This window comes from Bacillus sp. RE35 (genome assembly GCF_052146655.1).
In the GTDB taxonomy this organism is placed as follows: domain Bacteria; phylum Bacillota; class Bacilli; order Bacillales; family Bacillaceae_G; genus Bacillus_A; species Bacillus_A cereus.
In genome coordinates, this window is sequence record NZ_CP197377.1 from 3,967,729 (window position 1) to 3,981,945 (window position 14,217).

The window sequence follows — 14,217 nt, forward strand, 5'->3', positions numbered from 1 at the left end:
GGTGGGGATACTATTATGATTGTAATAGGCCGTTCTATTGTACATCCTTATATTACAAATGAATACGAGCCATTTGCAGCAGAGAAACAACAAATTTTATCAATAATGGCAGGAAATCAAGAAGTTTATTCCTTCCGAACAGCTGATGAACTCAGCTTTGATCTCAATTTACGAGTTAATATTATTATCTCTGCACTAGAGCTTTTTCAAAGTGGATTTCAGTTTCGTACATTTCAGCAATCCTTTTGCAACCCCCAGTATTGGAAAAGAACGTCTCTTGGAGGATTCGAGCTTCTTCCAAACATACCACCTTCTATTGCCATACAGGATATTTTCAAAAACGGAAAACTATATGGAACTGAATGCGCAACCGCTATGATCATTATTTTTTATAAAGCTTTACTATCATTGTATGAGGAAGAAACTTTCAATCGTCTATTTGCAAACCTTTTACTTTATACATGGGACTACGACCAAGATCTAAGGCTCATAACAAAAAACGGTGGCGATCTTGTTCCAGGTGACCTCGTTTACTTTAAAAACCCACAAGTAAATCCAGCTACGATTGAATGGCAAGGAGAAAATACAATCTATTTAGGAAATTTCTTTTTTTACGGGCATGGCGTAGGTGTAAAAACAAAAGAAGAAATTATTTATTCATTAAATGAACGACGAGTCCCTTACGCTTTTATTTCAGCTTTCTTGACCGATACTATTACCCGTATCGATAGTCGTATAATGAGCCAATACGCTTCTTCTAGTACACCACAGACCTCCATAAGCTTTATTCCGATTAGGGATGATGCAATCGTTGCAACAGTTGGTCATACAACTACAATTTATTAAAAAAGCGCCTACACATGTAGGCGCTTTTTCTTATTATTAAGCTTTTGTATGTTCTTTATGGTCACATTCGCAATGAGATCCACATTTCCCGTATAGTACTGTTGATTTTTCATCTTCAAAATGTCCAATTGTTCCTTCACATACTTGGCATACGATTGTTCCCATTTTCATTTCCCCCTGAGTTTCAATAGTAATCTATTTATTTATCATTAAGCTTTCGCATTATCTTTTCTAGCACAGTCACAATTTGTTCCGCATTTTCCGTAAAGTACCGTCGTTTTCTCATCTTCAAAATGTCCAATTGTTCCTTCACATACTTGGCATACGATTGTTCCCATTTTTCATTTCCCCCTAAGTTTATGGTCCTAAAAACTTTTAGCTGTCCATTTCCTATCAATTATTGGGCTTTTGTATGCTCTGTGTGATCACATCCGCAAGATCCACATTTCCCGTAAAGTACCGTTACTTTCTCATCTTCGAAGTGTGCAATTGTACCTTCACAATCTTGACATACGATTGTTCCCATTTTTCATTTCCCCCTAAGTTTATAATCCCAAAAACTTTTTTGTAACCGCTTAACTTTCTGTCTTTATTTTAATATGTTATACTTTTTACGTCAATAGGTTTTTAGTATAACACATTAAATATTTTCAATTTAAATTAGTATGCGATATTCAAATAAAAAACAGCCATATTTATAAGTACGACTGTTTCACATTAATTATTCTTCATATTCCGCATGTAAAGAAGTTGACGGAACTAGAAATTTGAAAAACTGAGCTAACTCCTTTGCTTCCTCTTCTGATCCTAATTTAAAAATCTCCTGTATATATTGAACATTCTCTACATCATCTCGTCCGAGTAAAGTAGACCTTCCTGTTTGCATACAAACAATGAGCGGCTTTCCAAAAAACATATTTGTATAAATAACACCAAAATCATAACGTGTATCATGTGTCATAAACCCTAAAAATCGTACCTTCACACTTTCATGCTCATCATACAATTTTTCAAACATTGGTTTCCACCTTTCTACATCACGTTTCATTAATAGTATATTAAACAAAACATGTAATACTCCTTTTAATTGTCAAAAAATTCAGTAGGATGTAGAATGATAGTATTCTACTAAGTTAGGGGGAACTTATATGCAACACGCCTTTATTACGCTTGTACCGAAATCCAACCAACAATCAGTTTCAATAGATGATATAAAACAACTTTTTCATTATTATAAAGCAGTTACTTCTAAAACTGGTGCCCAAATTAATTACACGTATACAAATACCGCTTTTCCTTATGAAATTTTAGATACATCTACAACAACATTAAAACTTCAATCCAATCACGACCGGTATGACTCAATTTATATTGGTGTTGGTATAGAAAATGAACAATCTTTCATCCAAGTTTCTTTACCACCTAATGCAACATTTGGTGACAAAGGGAAAGCAAATGAATTTTGCCGTTTTTTAGCGAAGAAATTAGAAGGAGAGTTACAATTATTTAATGGAAGAACAATGTATTTTTATAAACGCTAATTTAAAAAATAGATAATATGATTAAAAATAATATACAATTCGAACATGTAAGAAATAAAGCTTGCTTTCTTACGTGCAATACAAAATATGCTATTACATAGGCTAAATATAGAAATACGAAAAAAAGAATAACTTTATAATGAAACTTATCACCATTCGATAATGTTAATACAGTGGAAAAGCCACTCCATAGTAGTAAATGATAAAATATAACATGTAATATTTTCATGGAACCTTCTCCTTTGACATGCTCTATTTTATTAATATATGGGGGTACGTTTGAATCAATTACATATTATAGGATGATATATATTACCTTTGAAGTAAGTTAAGCCGGAATCATTTGTTAAAGTATTATATATTCATTCGACAAGTACGTTTAAAGACCTTGCAAGTCATTTGATGAAAATAAAAATAGCCCCTCTCTTATAATAAGAGAAGGGCTATTTACATTACTTAAATTATTTTACAATGTGAATTGGCATTCCAAGAGCAACTTCAGCTGCTTCCATTGTGATTTCACCTAATGTTGGGTGAGCATGGATTGTTTGAGCGATATCTTCAGCTGTCATTCCAGCTTCGATAGCTAAACCAATCTCAGAGATAATATCAGAAGCACCTGCACCTGCAACTTGAGCACCTACAAGAAGACCATCTTCTTTACGTGTTACAAGTTGTAAGAAACCGTCAGTGCTGTTTAATGATAATGCACGACCGTTAGCAGCGAATGGGAACTTAGATACAGTTACAGTCATTCCAGCTTCTTCAGCTTGTTTTTTAGTGTAACCAACAGATGCTAATTCTGGATCAGTGAAGCATACTGCAGGAATTCCGATGTAATCGATAGCTGATGCATGGCCACTAATTGCTTCTACAGCTACTTTACCTTCGTAAGAAGCTTTGTGAGCTAATGGTGGTCCAGGAACGATATCACCGATTGCATAGATGTTTGGTACATTTGTACGACATTGCTCATCGATTTCGATGATGCCGCGGTCAGTCATTTTAACTCCAACCTGCTCAAGACCGATTTCTTGAGTGTTTGGACGACGACCTACAGTTACTAATACGTAATCTGCTTCTACAGTTTGGATTTCACCTTTAACTTCAAAGCTAACTTTTACGCCAGTTTCTGTTTCTTCAACGCCTTTAGCCATAGCTTTTGTATGGATATTTACGTTACCTTTTTTCTGTAGAGCACGTTTAACAACAGAGCTCATAGCTTTTTCGAAACCAGCTAAGATTTCGTCGCCAGCTTCTACTACAGTAACTTCTGTACCGAAGTTAGCATATGCAGTACCTAATTCCATACCGATGTAACCGCCGCCGATTACAACAAGTTTTTTAGGAATTTCAGGTAAGCTTAAAGCACCTGTAGAGTTGATAACACGTTTAGAGTATTTGAATCCTGGAATTTCGATTGGTGTAGAACCAGTTGCAAGAACAGCATTTTTAAACGTATAAGTTTGAGCTGCATCTTCAGTCATAACGCGTAATGTATTAGCATCTACGAAGTAAGCTTCACCGCGAATGATTTCAACTTTGTTACCTTTAAGAAGGCCTTCAACACCGCCAGTTAATTTCTTAACTACGCCGTTTTTCCATTCTTGAACTTTTGTAAAGTCAACTTTTACGTTTTCTGCAGTAATACCCATGTCATCAGAATGCATTGCATTCTCATAACGATGACCTGCATTGATTAACGCTTTTGAAGGAATACATCCAACGTTTAAGCATACGCCACCAAGGTTAGCTTTTTCAATGATTGCTACCTTTTGACCTAATTGTGCTGCACGAATTGCCGCAACGTATCCACCAGGACCTGCACCAACAACGACTGTATCTAATTCAATTGGGAAATCTCCTACTACCATTGTTATTACGCCTCCATTACTAATAATTGTGGGTCATTCAATAGACGTTTAATTTGGTTTAACGCTTTTTGAGCAGTTGCACCGTCAATTAAACGATGGTCAAAGCTTAGAGATAATGCTAATACTGGAGCTGCAACGATCTCACCGTTTTTCACAACTGGTTTTTCAGCGATACGGCCGATACCAAGGATTGCTACTTCTGGGTGGTTGATAACTGGAGTGAACCATTGTCCACCTGCAGAACCAATGTTTGTAATTGTGCAAGAAGCACCTTTCATTTCAGCTGGAGCTAGACGACCTTCACGTGCTTTACCAGCAAGATCATTGATCTCGTTAGAGATTGTGAAGATAGACTTACGATCTGTATCTTTAACAACTGGTACTAATAGACCTTTGTCTGTATCAGCTGCGATACCGATATTGAAGTAATGTTTATGAACTACTTCTTGAGATGCATCGTCTAAAGAAGTGTTTAACATTGGGTATTCACGTAATGCAGATGTTAAAGCTTTAACAACGTACGGAAGGTAAGTTAATTTAATACCTTTGTCAGCTGCTACTGCTTTGAACTTCTTACGGTGAGCAACAAGTTCTGTTACATCTACTTCGTCCATTAATGTTACGTGAGGAGCTGTGTGTTTAGAGTTAACCATTGCTTTCGCAATCGCTTTACGGATACCACTCATTTTCTCACGAGTTTCTGGATATTCACCAGCTGGGATTGGTTGTGCTTTTGGTGCTTCTTCTTTCGCTGCTGCTGGAGTAGCTTCTACTGCTGCTGGAGCCTCAGTTGCTGCTACAGTTTGTCCACCATTTGCAAATGCATCGATGTCAGCTTTTACGATACGGCCATTCTTACCAGTACCAGCTACTTTATGAATGTCTACACCTTTTTCACGAGCGTATTTACGAACAGATGGCATAGCGATTACGCGCTCATTTACTACTTCTGCAGTTGCTGCTGGAGTAGCTTCCGCTGCTGGAGCTTCTACTGCTGCTTCTTCAGCTTTTGGAGCTTCATCATGATCGTCACCTTTAAATTTAAGGTTTTCGTATCCAGGAGCATCAAATTTAATTAATGTATCTCCTACGATTGCAACTGTTCCTTCTTCTACAAGTACTTCAAGTACTTTACCTTTAACAGGAGAAGGGATTTCTACTACTGCTTTATCATTTTGTACTTCAAGAAGTACATCGTCTTCGTTTACTTCATCGCCTGGTTTAATAAACCATTTTACGATTTCACCTTCGTGGATACCTTCACCGATATCTGGTAGTTTAAATTCAAATGCCACGGAATTCAGCCCCCTGATTCATTTCATTATTATGGAATATGTACAAAAGAAACCAGCATGTGCTGATTTCTTTTGCACATGAAAAGCTAAAAATTAGAAGTTCATTACTTTGTTTACAGCTTCAACAATATCTTTGTGGTTTGGTAACCATACGCTCTCTGCTTGAGAGAATGGGAATACTGTATCAGCAGCTGCAACACGTACAACTGGAGCTTCTAAGTTTAAGATTGCACGGTCGTTAATTTCCGCTACAACGTTAGCTGCAATACCAGCTTGTTTTTGAGCTTCTTGAACTACAACTACGCGACCTGTTTTTTCAACAGAAGCGATGATTGTTTCGATATCTAATGGTTGAACTGTACGTAAGTCAACAACCTCTAAAGAGATACCTTCTTTTTCAAGTTCTTCAGCAGCTTTTAATGCAGCGTGAACCATAGCACCGTAAGCGATAACAGATACATCTGTACCTTCACGTTTGATATCAGCTTTACCTAAATCAATTGTGTAATCACCTTCTGGTACCTCTTGACGGAATGAACGGTACAATTTCATATGCTCTAAGTAGATAACTGGATCGTTGTCACGAATCGCAGAGATTAAAAGACCTTTAGCATCGTATGGAGTAGATGGAATAACAACTTTTAGACCAGGTTGTTGAGCCACTAATCCTTCTAAGCTATCAGCATGAAGTTCAGGAGTATGAACACCACCACCGAATGGAGAACGAACTGTTACTGGAGCAGTCCAACGTCCACCAGAACGGTAACGCATACGAGCTAATTGACCAGAAATTGAATCCATTACTTCATAAACGAAACCGAAGAATTGGATTTCTGGAACTGGACGGAATCCTTCAAGTGCAAGACCAACTGCAAGTCCACCAATACCAGACTCTGCAAGTGGAGTATCCATTACACGATCTTCACCAAATTCAGCTTGTAAACCTTCAGTAGCACGGAATACACCGCCGTTTACACCAACGTCTTCACCAAATACAAGTACGTTAGGGTCATTTTTCATTTCAACGCGTAAAGCATCAGTGATTGCTTGAATCATTGTCATTTGAGCCATGGCTTACTTCGACTCCTTTTCTTTGTAGATTTCATATTGTTCAGCTAAGTTGTAAGGCATTTTTTCGTACATGATTTCCATTAAATCAGTTACTTTTTGTTTTGGAGCTTGGTCAGCCTTAGCAATTGCTTGTTTGATATCTTCTTTTGCTTCTTCGATTACTGTCTCTTCAACTTCTTGAGACCATAGGCCTTTAGCTTCTAAGAACTTACGGAAGCGTACGATTGGGTCTTTTTGTTCCCATTCGTTTTCGATATCTTTTGTACGGTAACGAGTTGGGTCATCACCAGCCATTGTATGTGGACCGTAACGGAATGTTAAAGTCTCGATTAAAGTAGGGCCTTCGCCATTTACTGCGCGCTCACGAGCGAAAGCAGTTGCTGCGTATACAGCTAATGGATCCATACCGTCTACTTGAATTCCGTAAATACCTGCTGCTACTGCTTTTTGTGCTACAGTTTTAGCTGCAGATTGCTTTTCTACTGGAGTAGAGATTGCATAACGGTTGTTTTGAACAACGAAGATTGCTGGAGCTTTGAATGCACCTGCAAAGTTCATACCTTCGTAGAAGTCACCTTGTGAAGCACCACCGTCACCAGTGTAAGTAATTGCAACAGATTTTTTACCACGTAGTTTCATACCTAACGCAACACCAGCAGTTTGGATGATTTGCGCACCGATAATGATCTGTGGAGCTAATGCATTTACATTCTCAGGCATTTGGTTACCCATGAAGTGTCCACGAGAGAATAAGAATGCTTGGTATAATGGTAATCCGTGCCATACTAATTGTGGTACATCACGGTATCCTGGTAAGATGAAGTCTTCTGCTTCAAGTGCGAAATGACTTGCTAATTGAGAAGCTTCTTGTCCAGCTGTAGGTGCGTAGAAACCTAAACGTCCTTGACGGTTTAAAGAAATAGAACGTTGATCTAATACGCGAGTATACACCATACGACGCATTAATTCTTTTAATTGATCATCAGATAATTCAGGCATAGCTGCTTCATTCACAACTTCACCGTTTTCATTTAAAATTTGTAATGTTTCAAATTGAGCTGCGATAGCTTTCATTTGCTCATCAACATTAAATAGGGTCTTTTTTGTTTTAGTACCCATTCCGTTCACCTCTTCCTCTCTTGAACCATATTCTGAAACGCTTTCACTGGCTATTTTCCAGTTTAAAAAGCGCAACGATGTAAACCAACATGTTTGTATGTCGGTTGAGAATAATTTTGTGTACCTAACAATCTGTACTAATGTTTTTTCAGAAACATATTAATACAATCTTGATCACGTTTTTTAGTTTACAACTATTCTAATTACGATGTCAATTACTTTGAATACGTTTTTTTATAAATAATATGCAGGTTTCTACTACACAAACGTGTTTTTATTTTTTACATCTGTATTAGTAAGCATTGACCTACTGTTATATTATTCCCTTTTTCACTTATTTTTTCTCTTAGAATAATATGTAAACGATTTAATTCTCTTTAGTTTTTCTCTCTTCGTAACAAAAATATACAAACTACTCTTCCTTTTTTAGGTAAATACCTATACATTTCTACCCTCTCTTCCATACATTATAGTAACCGCAGTATTAGCGGGAAATGATAAAGGAGGTCATCTCATGTACGGATACTCATATTGCTATCCAACTTGTTCATATCCTTCCTACGGTTATGGCGGTTCTTGTGGCGGGTCTGGACGCGGCTTCGCCTTAATCGTTGTGTTGTTTATTCTTTTAATTATCGTTGGTGCTGCTTGCATTCGCTAATTGTAAAACGAAACAACTATGGAAAGAAAAAGACGGCTTTGCCGTCTTTTTCTGTTTACCACATACATAACTACTCTATAATAGAACGATTTCCAAAATGCCTTCCCTTTCTTGCCGATGACTTTTTCCATCTCCTTTGGTAGACTAAAGAGGAAAGGAGAGATTACATATGCTTACAATGAAAGATGTTATTCGCGAAGGAGATCCTATTTTGCGCAACGTTGCAGAAGAGGTGTCCTTACCGGCAAGCGAAGAAGATACAACTACCTTAAAAGAAATGATTGAATTCGTAATAAATAGCCAAGATCCTGAAATGGCTGAAAAATATAGTTTACGCCCTGGAATCGGATTAGCGGCTCCGCAAATCGGTGTTTCAAAAAAAATGATTGCAGTTCATGTAACCGATGCGGATGGTACATTATATAGCCATGCATTATTCAATCCAAAAATCATTAGCCATTCTGTTGAACGTACATATTTACAGGGTGGTGAAGGCTGTCTATCTGTAGACCGCGAAGTACCTGGTTATGTTCCTCGTTATACAAGAATTACAGTAAAAGCAACTTCTATTAACGGAGAAGAAGTAAAATTACGTTTAAAAGGTTTACCAGCAATCGTATTTCAGCACGAGATTGACCATTTAAATGGCGTTATGTTCTATGACCATATCAATAAAGAAAATCCTTTTGCCGCTCCTGATGATTCCAAACCTCTAGAGCGATAATAATAAAAAGGCGGAAGTTAATCTTCCGCCTTTTTATTATGAAATGGGTTCCATATTCACTTATAGCAATCCAGCCCACTTTAGTCCATGATATATACCGTCTTCATTAACATCCTTTGTCACATGATTTGCAAGTTTTTTCAAGTCTTCATGGCCATTTCCCATCACAATACCTGTGCCAACGGCTTCGATCATTTCTAAATCATTTAAGCCATCTCCAAATGCATACACTTGATCACGATTAAAACCTAACTTTTCAATGTATTTCTCAATTCCTTTTGCCTTAGAACCACCATTCGGAATGATATCCATTGAATATGCATGCCAACGAATAAAATGAAAATCTGGATAATGATTAATAAACTTTTCCTCTTCATTTACTTCACAAAAAAGTAGTGTTTGATAAATATTACGTTCCTCATAAAAATTAGGCTCATATGCTGGATGCTCAAAGTTTAAGCTTCCAAAGCCTTCTTTCACATAATCATGATATTCCACTGATGCTCTCATATCTTGATGGTCAAGATATACAAGTGGATATCCTTCTTGTTTTGCAAACTGAGTAAACTTATGTAAAGCATCTGGATGTAACGGATTATTAAATATTACCTCATCTTCAAAGACAACATATTGTCCATTAAAACTAACATAATTATGTATATCAAGTTCCTTACGAATATCTTCGAACATAAATGGCGCGCGCCCTGTCGCAATTGCTACATGTACACCTTTTTCTTGTAACTGTTTTACTGCATCTCGTGTAGATTGCGGAATTTTTTTATCATGATCTAATAATGTTCCATCAATATCAAAAAAGACAATTTTATCATTCATTTGTCAAAATCCTTTCTGGCACTCTATATTCCTATTTTGAATATCACTTTTCAAATTCTAAAAAAAAGTATAACATATTAAACATCTGTGAAGAAAGCGTTCCCTTTCTGACCTTATTTGTAAACTTTGCATATATATATTAGTAAAACATGTGGATACTTGTTCGTATGAATTTTCTTTTCCATTCTTCCTCATACTATACCTATAACTAACGGCTACTAATCGTTACTATAGAATAACTTTCACTATATGGGAAAGGACAAGATTCACCATTCACTTTTGTCCTATCTCTTATATCAGAGATAGAGTTTTCACTAGTAATAGGCATGTTTAAAATAAGGAAAGGAAGGAGTAATCATGCTGAAGAAGCTGAAGAAAAAGCTCAAGCGTTATTTAAATGGTCTAGTCCGTAAAAAGACAGTCGCTTAAATTGTGCCCATTTCGGGCTTTTTCTTCATTCTCATTCGAAAAAACATGAAAATCGTGACTGTTTGCTTTATAATAAGTAACAGATAATGCAAAACATAGACAAGGAGAGGTTTTCCAAATGATTTTTAAAGTATTTTATCAAGAAAAATTAACTGAGGTTCCAGTACGTGAAAATACAAAAGTTTTATATTTAGAGGCTACGTCTGAAAAGGATGTTCGTACAAAATTAAATAAGTTCGCATATAATATCGAGTTTGTTCAGTCTGTTACTGGCGCTCATCTTGAATATGAAAAAGAAAACGCTGATTTAACATTAGCGGAAATCGTATAGCGATATGAAATTTCTAAAAAACGACCAAGTTGCTGTATTTGCTCTCGGTGGGCTTGGTGAAATCGGTAAAAATACATACGCTGTTCAATTTCAAGATGAAATTATTATAATTGATGCTGGAATTAAATTTCCAGAGGACGAACTTCTCGGAATCGATTATGTAATACCAGACTACACTTATTTTGTGCGAAACGAAGATAAAATTAAAGGGTTATTCATTACACATGGTCACGAAGATCATATCGGCGGAATCCCTTACCTATTACGTCAAGTGAACATTCCAATTTACGGCGGAAAATTAGCAATTGCACTCATCAAAAACAAACTAGAAGAACACGGCTTACTTCGTAAAGCAAAACTTTACGAGATTCAAGAAGATGACGTTATTAAATTCAAAAAAACGTCTGTATCCTTCTTCCGTACAACTCACAGTATTCCAGATTCGTACGGCGTTGTTGTGAAAACACCTCAAGGTCAAGTCGTTCATACAGGTGACTTCAAATTTGACTTCACACCAGTTGGTGAACCAGCTGATTTAACAAAAATGGCTGAAATCGGTAAAGATGGCGTACTATGTCTATTATCTGATAGTACGAACAGTGAAGTTCCAAACTTTACTATGTCTGAGCGTCGCGTTGGTGATAGCATTCAAGACATTTTCCGTAAAGTAGAAGGACGGATTATATTCGCAACCTTTGCATCAAATATTCACCGCTTACAACAAGTTGTTGAAGCTGCTGTTGAAAACAACCGTAAAGTAGCTGTGTTTGGTCGAAGTATGGAAGCAGCGATTGAAATTGGACAAAACCTTGGTTATATTCGTTGCCCGAAAGATACATTCATAGATGCATCTCAACTAAACCGCTTACCAGCTAATAAAGTTGTTATTTTATGTACAGGTAGTCAAGGTGAACCGATGGCAGCACTTTCACGTATTGCAAACGGTACACACCGCCAAATTCAAATTATTCCTGGAGATACAGTTGTTTTCTCTTCTTCACCAATTCCAGGAAATACAATTAGCGTAAGTCGTACAATTAACATGTTGTACCGCGCTGGCGCTGATGTAATTCATGGGAAACTTTCAAATATCCATACAAGTGGACACGGTGGACAAGAAGAACAAAAGTTAATGTTACGTCTAATTAAACCGAAGTACTTCATGCCAATTCATGGTGAATATCGTATGCAGCGTATGCACATGAACATAGCAAATGATTGTGGCATCCCTGAAGAAAATTGCTTCATTATGGATAATGGCGATGTTCTTGCTTTACGTTCGGATGAAGCTAGCGTAGCTGGAAAAATCCCATCTGGTTCGGTCTACATTGATGGAAACGGTATTGGAGATATTGGCAATATCGTATTACGCGATCGTCGTATCCTTTCTGAAGAAGGACTTGTAATTGTAGTTGTAAGCATTGATATGAAAGAATTTAAAGTTGCAGCAGGACCTGATATCATCTCACGCGGTTTCGTTTACATGCGTGAAAGTAGCGATTTAATCAATGATGCACAAACATTAATTACAACTCATTTAGAAAAAGTAATGGAGCGTAAAACAACACAATGGTCTGAAATTAAAAATGAAATTACAGACACATTAGCTCCATTCCTATATGAGAAAACGAAACGCCGTCCAATGATTTTACCAATCATTATGGAAATATAAGAAAAGGACAATGCCATGAAGGCATTGTCCTTTTCTTTTCTCTTATCTTAAAAAGTGTTTAAATCGATCCACTTCATCGTCATGACCAATGACAATTAATATATCTCCTGCTTGAATATTCTCCGTAGCTCGAGGGGATACGATAACTTCTTTGCCTCGTTTAATTGCTACAATATTCAATCCAAACTTCGCACGAATATCTAATTCAATTAAAGAGTGCCCATCAATTTTTTTATTCGCAATAATCTCTACAATACTATGCTCATCTGAAAGCTCAAGGTAGTCTAGCACATTGCTTGATGCAATATTATTAGCAATCCTTTTCCCCATATCACGTTCTGGATGCACAATATGATCTGCACCTATTTTACTTAACACTTTTTCATGATAATCATTTTGAGCTTTTACAGTAATATTTTTTACACCCAACTCTTTCAAAATCAAAGTCGTTAAAATACTTGAATTTAAATTATCTCCAATAGCAACGACTACGTGATCAAAATTTCGAATACCAAGGCTTTTTAATACCATCTCATCTGTTGAATCTGCAATTACAGCATGCGAAGCTATATTTGCAAATTCATTAATTTTATCCTCATCTGAATCGATTGCCATTACTTCCATTCCTAATTGAGCTAGTTCTCGGCAAATACTTCCACCAAAGCGACCAAGTCCAATGACAGCAAATTCTTTTTCTTTCTCACCCACGGGAATTCCTCCAATAACTTCAAGTACTATTTATTTTCAGTGTAACACACTTTATATGCGTCACAAAAACTGTAATTAGCTCTTATTTTTGTTTTTGTATATAAAAATATTGTTGCAAGTAAAAAGCGATACCAACAAGTAGCATAGCAAATACAAATATATTTCCAAAAGAACTAAATGTTTCAAAAACGAATAATAATGTTTCTTGACCAAAAAAGGCAAATAGAAGCTGTGTGAATGCAAATAACAACGCCCATATGTAATGATGTTGATGGAATAAATAATGCGTTGCACCTAAAAAAGCAATAAACGAAAAGATAAAGATCCACCAATTTTCTAAAAATAGTTGCCAATTAGAAAATTGATATCCATTTACTAATATCGCAATAAGCGCGATAACTACCATCGTCGGCACACTCCAAAATAATGCCCGTCCTCTAAAGAAACGAGTGCCTTTAACATCTCCTTTTTCATGTGCAATATATGTTAGTACTACTGTGCTTATATACAAAACAGAAAGAATTGTTAAAACGATAATAAGCCAAAAATGTAATTGATAATATTCATGCTCTATATTTGTCACGATTGCAGCTAACATGCACGGAATTAACATTCCCGTCCAACCATCTACTTTTCTTTCATTCCAAAAGACCGTATTACCAATCCTTATTCCTAACAACATAAAAATAATGATACCCAATACAAATAACGTAGTTTTATTCCCTACTAAACTCGTTGAAAAAGCAATTAATCCAATAAATAAAAAGAGCACAAACCCATTCATAATTTCTAGTACAGGTGATAAATATCTCTTCACCCATTTGTATGTTTCGTCATATTCATTATTATCTACTAGACGATAGGCATAAAAACTTATCCCAAAATAAACCGCCGCAATAATAACGTACGCATATAAGACGAAACATAAAATCGCACTGCTAATTTGCACGTAATTCCCCACCCTTTTTTCTATGTTTCACATTGATTTTACACACTTTTCATACTAAAAGTAAACATATATAAGTTAGTCAAATAATTAATAATGAGCAGTGGCTAACCCCCCTGCTCATTATTAAAACAGTACAATTAACTTTAATTCTTCCATTTGTATG

General features: G+C 36.2%; 18 protein-coding genes. 6 read left to right on the forward strand and 12 right to left on the reverse strand.

Annotated elements, in window-relative coordinates:
• Positions 1 to 15 precede the first annotated feature (15 nt).
• Positions 16 to 846 (forward strand): protein-glutamine gamma-glutamyltransferase, encoded by an 831-nt coding sequence (locus ACTL4X_RS20070; RefSeq protein WP_000635337.1) that lies wholly within the window; start codon positions 16 to 18, stop codon positions 844 to 846.
• A gap of 36 nt (positions 847 to 882) precedes the next feature.
• Here ACTL4X_RS20070 and ACTL4X_RS20075 read toward each other — a convergent pair whose 3' ends face one another.
• From ACTL4X_RS20075 to ACTL4X_RS20090, 4 genes are all read right to left on the reverse strand, one after another.
• Positions 883 to 1,011: a GapA-binding peptide SR1P gene (locus ACTL4X_RS20075; RefSeq protein WP_000536796.1), complete on the reverse strand. Its 129-nt coding sequence runs from the start codon at positions 1,009 to 1,011 to the stop codon at positions 883 to 885.
• Positions 1,012 to 1,055: 44 nt separating this feature from the next.
• Positions 1,056 to 1,184, reverse strand: a complete 129-nt coding sequence (locus ACTL4X_RS20080) for a GapA-binding peptide SR1P (RefSeq protein WP_000536803.1) — start codon at positions 1,182 to 1,184, stop codon at positions 1,056 to 1,058.
• 59 nt (positions 1,185 to 1,243) lie between these two features.
• On the reverse strand, positions 1,244 to 1,372 hold the full coding sequence (locus ACTL4X_RS20085) for a GapA-binding peptide SR1P (RefSeq protein ID WP_000536778.1): 129 nt from the start codon (positions 1,370 to 1,372) through the stop codon (positions 1,244 to 1,246).
• 195 nt (positions 1,373 to 1,567) lie between these two features.
• Positions 1,568 to 1,864: a DUF3055 domain-containing protein gene (locus ACTL4X_RS20090; RefSeq protein ID WP_000462038.1), complete on the reverse strand. Its 297-nt coding sequence runs from the start codon at positions 1,862 to 1,864 to the stop codon at positions 1,568 to 1,570.
• Between the two features lie 130 nt (positions 1,865 to 1,994).
• Between ACTL4X_RS20090 and ACTL4X_RS20095 the strand changes: the two genes are divergently transcribed.
• Positions 1,995 to 2,387: a DUF1885 family protein gene (locus tag ACTL4X_RS20095; RefSeq protein WP_001163291.1), complete on the forward strand. Its 393-nt coding sequence runs from the start codon at positions 1,995 to 1,997 to the stop codon at positions 2,385 to 2,387.
• 1 nt (position 2,388) lies between these two features.
• Here the strand turns inward: ACTL4X_RS20095 and ACTL4X_RS20100 are convergent, their stop codons facing one another.
• From ACTL4X_RS20100 to pdhA, 5 genes are all read right to left on the reverse strand, one after another.
• Positions 2,389 to 2,616 carry a hypothetical protein gene (locus ACTL4X_RS20100; RefSeq protein WP_000697469.1) on the reverse strand — a complete coding sequence of 76 codons (228 nt, stop codon included), beginning with the start codon at positions 2,614 to 2,616 and terminating at the stop codon, positions 2,389 to 2,391.
• Between the two features lie 232 nt (positions 2,617 to 2,848).
• Positions 2,849 to 4,261 carry a dihydrolipoyl dehydrogenase gene (gene lpdA / locus ACTL4X_RS20105; RefSeq protein WP_000260104.1) on the reverse strand — a complete coding sequence of 471 codons (1,413 nt, stop codon included), beginning with the start codon at positions 4,259 to 4,261 and terminating at the stop codon, positions 2,849 to 2,851.
• A 5-nt stretch (positions 4,262 to 4,266) separates the two neighbouring features.
• Positions 4,267 to 5,556, reverse strand: a complete 1,290-nt coding sequence (gene pdhC, locus ACTL4X_RS20110; RefSeq protein WP_000863419.1) for a pyruvate dehydrogenase complex dihydrolipoyllysine-residue acetyltransferase — start codon at positions 5,554 to 5,556, stop codon at positions 4,267 to 4,269.
• Between the two features lie 93 nt (positions 5,557 to 5,649).
• Positions 5,650 to 6,627 carry a pyruvate dehydrogenase complex E1 component subunit beta gene (gene pdhB / locus ACTL4X_RS20115; RefSeq protein ID WP_000068168.1) on the reverse strand — a complete coding sequence of 326 codons (978 nt, stop codon included), beginning with the start codon at positions 6,625 to 6,627 and terminating at the stop codon, positions 5,650 to 5,652.
• Between the two features lie 3 nt (positions 6,628 to 6,630).
• Positions 6,631 to 7,746, reverse strand: coding sequence for a pyruvate dehydrogenase E1 component subunit alpha (pdhA, locus tag ACTL4X_RS20120; RefSeq protein ID WP_000536895.1), 1,116 nt, complete (start codon positions 7,744 to 7,746; stop codon positions 6,631 to 6,633).
• Between the two features lie 514 nt (positions 7,747 to 8,260).
• On the opposite strand from pdhA, the gene ACTL4X_RS20125 reads away from it, so the two are divergent.
• Both ACTL4X_RS20125 and def read left to right on the forward strand, forming a co-directional pair.
• Complete coding sequence (locus ACTL4X_RS20125; RefSeq protein WP_000274562.1) at positions 8,261 to 8,407, forward strand: YjcZ family sporulation protein; 147 nt, start codon at positions 8,261 to 8,263, stop codon at positions 8,405 to 8,407.
• Positions 8,408 to 8,576: 169 nt separating this feature from the next.
• Positions 8,577 to 9,131, forward strand: coding sequence for a peptide deformylase (def, locus tag ACTL4X_RS20130; protein WP_000957048.1), 555 nt, complete (start codon positions 8,577 to 8,579; stop codon positions 9,129 to 9,131).
• 60 nt (positions 9,132 to 9,191) lie between these two features.
• On the opposite strand, the gene ACTL4X_RS20135 is transcribed toward def, so the two are convergent.
• Positions 9,192 to 9,965: a Cof-type HAD-IIB family hydrolase gene (locus tag ACTL4X_RS20135; protein WP_000998268.1), complete on the reverse strand. Its 774-nt coding sequence runs from the start codon at positions 9,963 to 9,965 to the stop codon at positions 9,192 to 9,194.
• A 547-nt stretch (positions 9,966 to 10,512) separates the two neighbouring features.
• Here ACTL4X_RS20135 and ACTL4X_RS20140 point away from each other — a divergent pair.
• Both ACTL4X_RS20140 and rnjA read left to right on the forward strand, forming a co-directional pair.
• Entirely contained in the window at positions 10,513 to 10,725 is a 213-nt protein-coding gene (locus ACTL4X_RS20140) for a DNA-dependent RNA polymerase subunit epsilon (protein WP_000576435.1), read from the forward strand.
• Between the two features lie 4 nt (positions 10,726 to 10,729).
• Positions 10,730 to 12,397 (forward strand): ribonuclease J1, encoded by a 1,668-nt coding sequence (gene rnjA / locus ACTL4X_RS20145; protein ID WP_000670377.1) that lies wholly within the window; start codon positions 10,730 to 10,732, stop codon positions 12,395 to 12,397.
• Between the two features lie 42 nt (positions 12,398 to 12,439).
• Here the strand turns inward: rnjA and ACTL4X_RS20150 are convergent, their stop codons facing one another.
• Together ACTL4X_RS20150 and ACTL4X_RS20155 are read right to left on the reverse strand one after the other, a co-directional pair.
• Entirely contained in the window at positions 12,440 to 13,105 is a 666-nt protein-coding gene (locus ACTL4X_RS20150) for a potassium channel family protein (protein ID WP_000504032.1), read from the reverse strand.
• An 82-nt stretch (positions 13,106 to 13,187) separates the two neighbouring features.
• On the reverse strand, positions 13,188 to 14,054 hold the full coding sequence (locus ACTL4X_RS20155; RefSeq protein WP_001167324.1) for a cytochrome c oxidase assembly protein: 867 nt from the start codon (positions 14,052 to 14,054) through the stop codon (positions 13,188 to 13,190).
• Positions 14,055 to 14,217: the final 163 nt, after the last annotated feature.

Bases quoted from the DNA above. Each gene is read 5' to 3' on its own strand.
- ACTL4X_RS20070 (WP_000635337.1), top strand. From the start codon at position 16: ATGATTGTAATAGGCCGTTCTATTGTACATCCTTATATTACAAATGAA.
- ACTL4X_RS20075 (WP_000536796.1), bottom strand. From the start codon at position 1,011: ATGGGAACAATCGTATGCCAAGTATGTGAAGGAACAATTGGACATTTT.
- ACTL4X_RS20080 (WP_000536803.1), bottom strand. From the start codon at position 1,184: ATGGGAACAATCGTATGCCAAGTATGTGAAGGAACAATTGGACATTTT.
- ACTL4X_RS20085 (WP_000536778.1), bottom strand. From the start codon at position 1,372: ATGGGAACAATCGTATGTCAAGATTGTGAAGGTACAATTGCACACTTC.
- ACTL4X_RS20090 (WP_000462038.1), bottom strand. From the start codon at position 1,864: ATGTTTGAAAAATTGTATGATGAGCATGAAAGTGTGAAGGTACGATTT.
- ACTL4X_RS20095 (WP_001163291.1), top strand. From the start codon at position 1,995: ATGCAACACGCCTTTATTACGCTTGTACCGAAATCCAACCAACAATCA.
- ACTL4X_RS20100 (WP_000697469.1), bottom strand. From the start codon at position 2,616: ATGAAAATATTACATGTTATATTTTATCATTTACTACTATGGAGTGGC.
- lpdA (WP_000260104.1), bottom strand. From the start codon at position 4,261: ATGGTAGTAGGAGATTTCCCAATTGAATTAGATACAGTCGTTGTTGGT.
- pdhB (WP_000068168.1), bottom strand. From the start codon at position 6,627: ATGGCTCAAATGACAATGATTCAAGCAATCACTGATGCTTTACGCGTT.
- pdhA (WP_000536895.1), bottom strand. From the start codon at position 7,746: ATGGGTACTAAAACAAAAAAGACCCTATTTAATGTTGATGAGCAAATG.
- ACTL4X_RS20125 (WP_000274562.1), top strand. From the start codon at position 8,261: ATGTACGGATACTCATATTGCTATCCAACTTGTTCATATCCTTCCTAC.
- def (WP_000957048.1), top strand. From the start codon at position 8,577: ATGCTTACAATGAAAGATGTTATTCGCGAAGGAGATCCTATTTTGCGC.
- ACTL4X_RS20135 (WP_000998268.1), bottom strand. From the start codon at position 9,965: ATGAATGATAAAATTGTCTTTTTTGATATTGATGGAACATTATTAGAT.
- ACTL4X_RS20140 (WP_000576435.1), top strand. From the start codon at position 10,513: ATGATTTTTAAAGTATTTTATCAAGAAAAATTAACTGAGGTTCCAGTA.
- rnjA (WP_000670377.1), top strand. From the start codon at position 10,730: ATGAAATTTCTAAAAAACGACCAAGTTGCTGTATTTGCTCTCGGTGGG.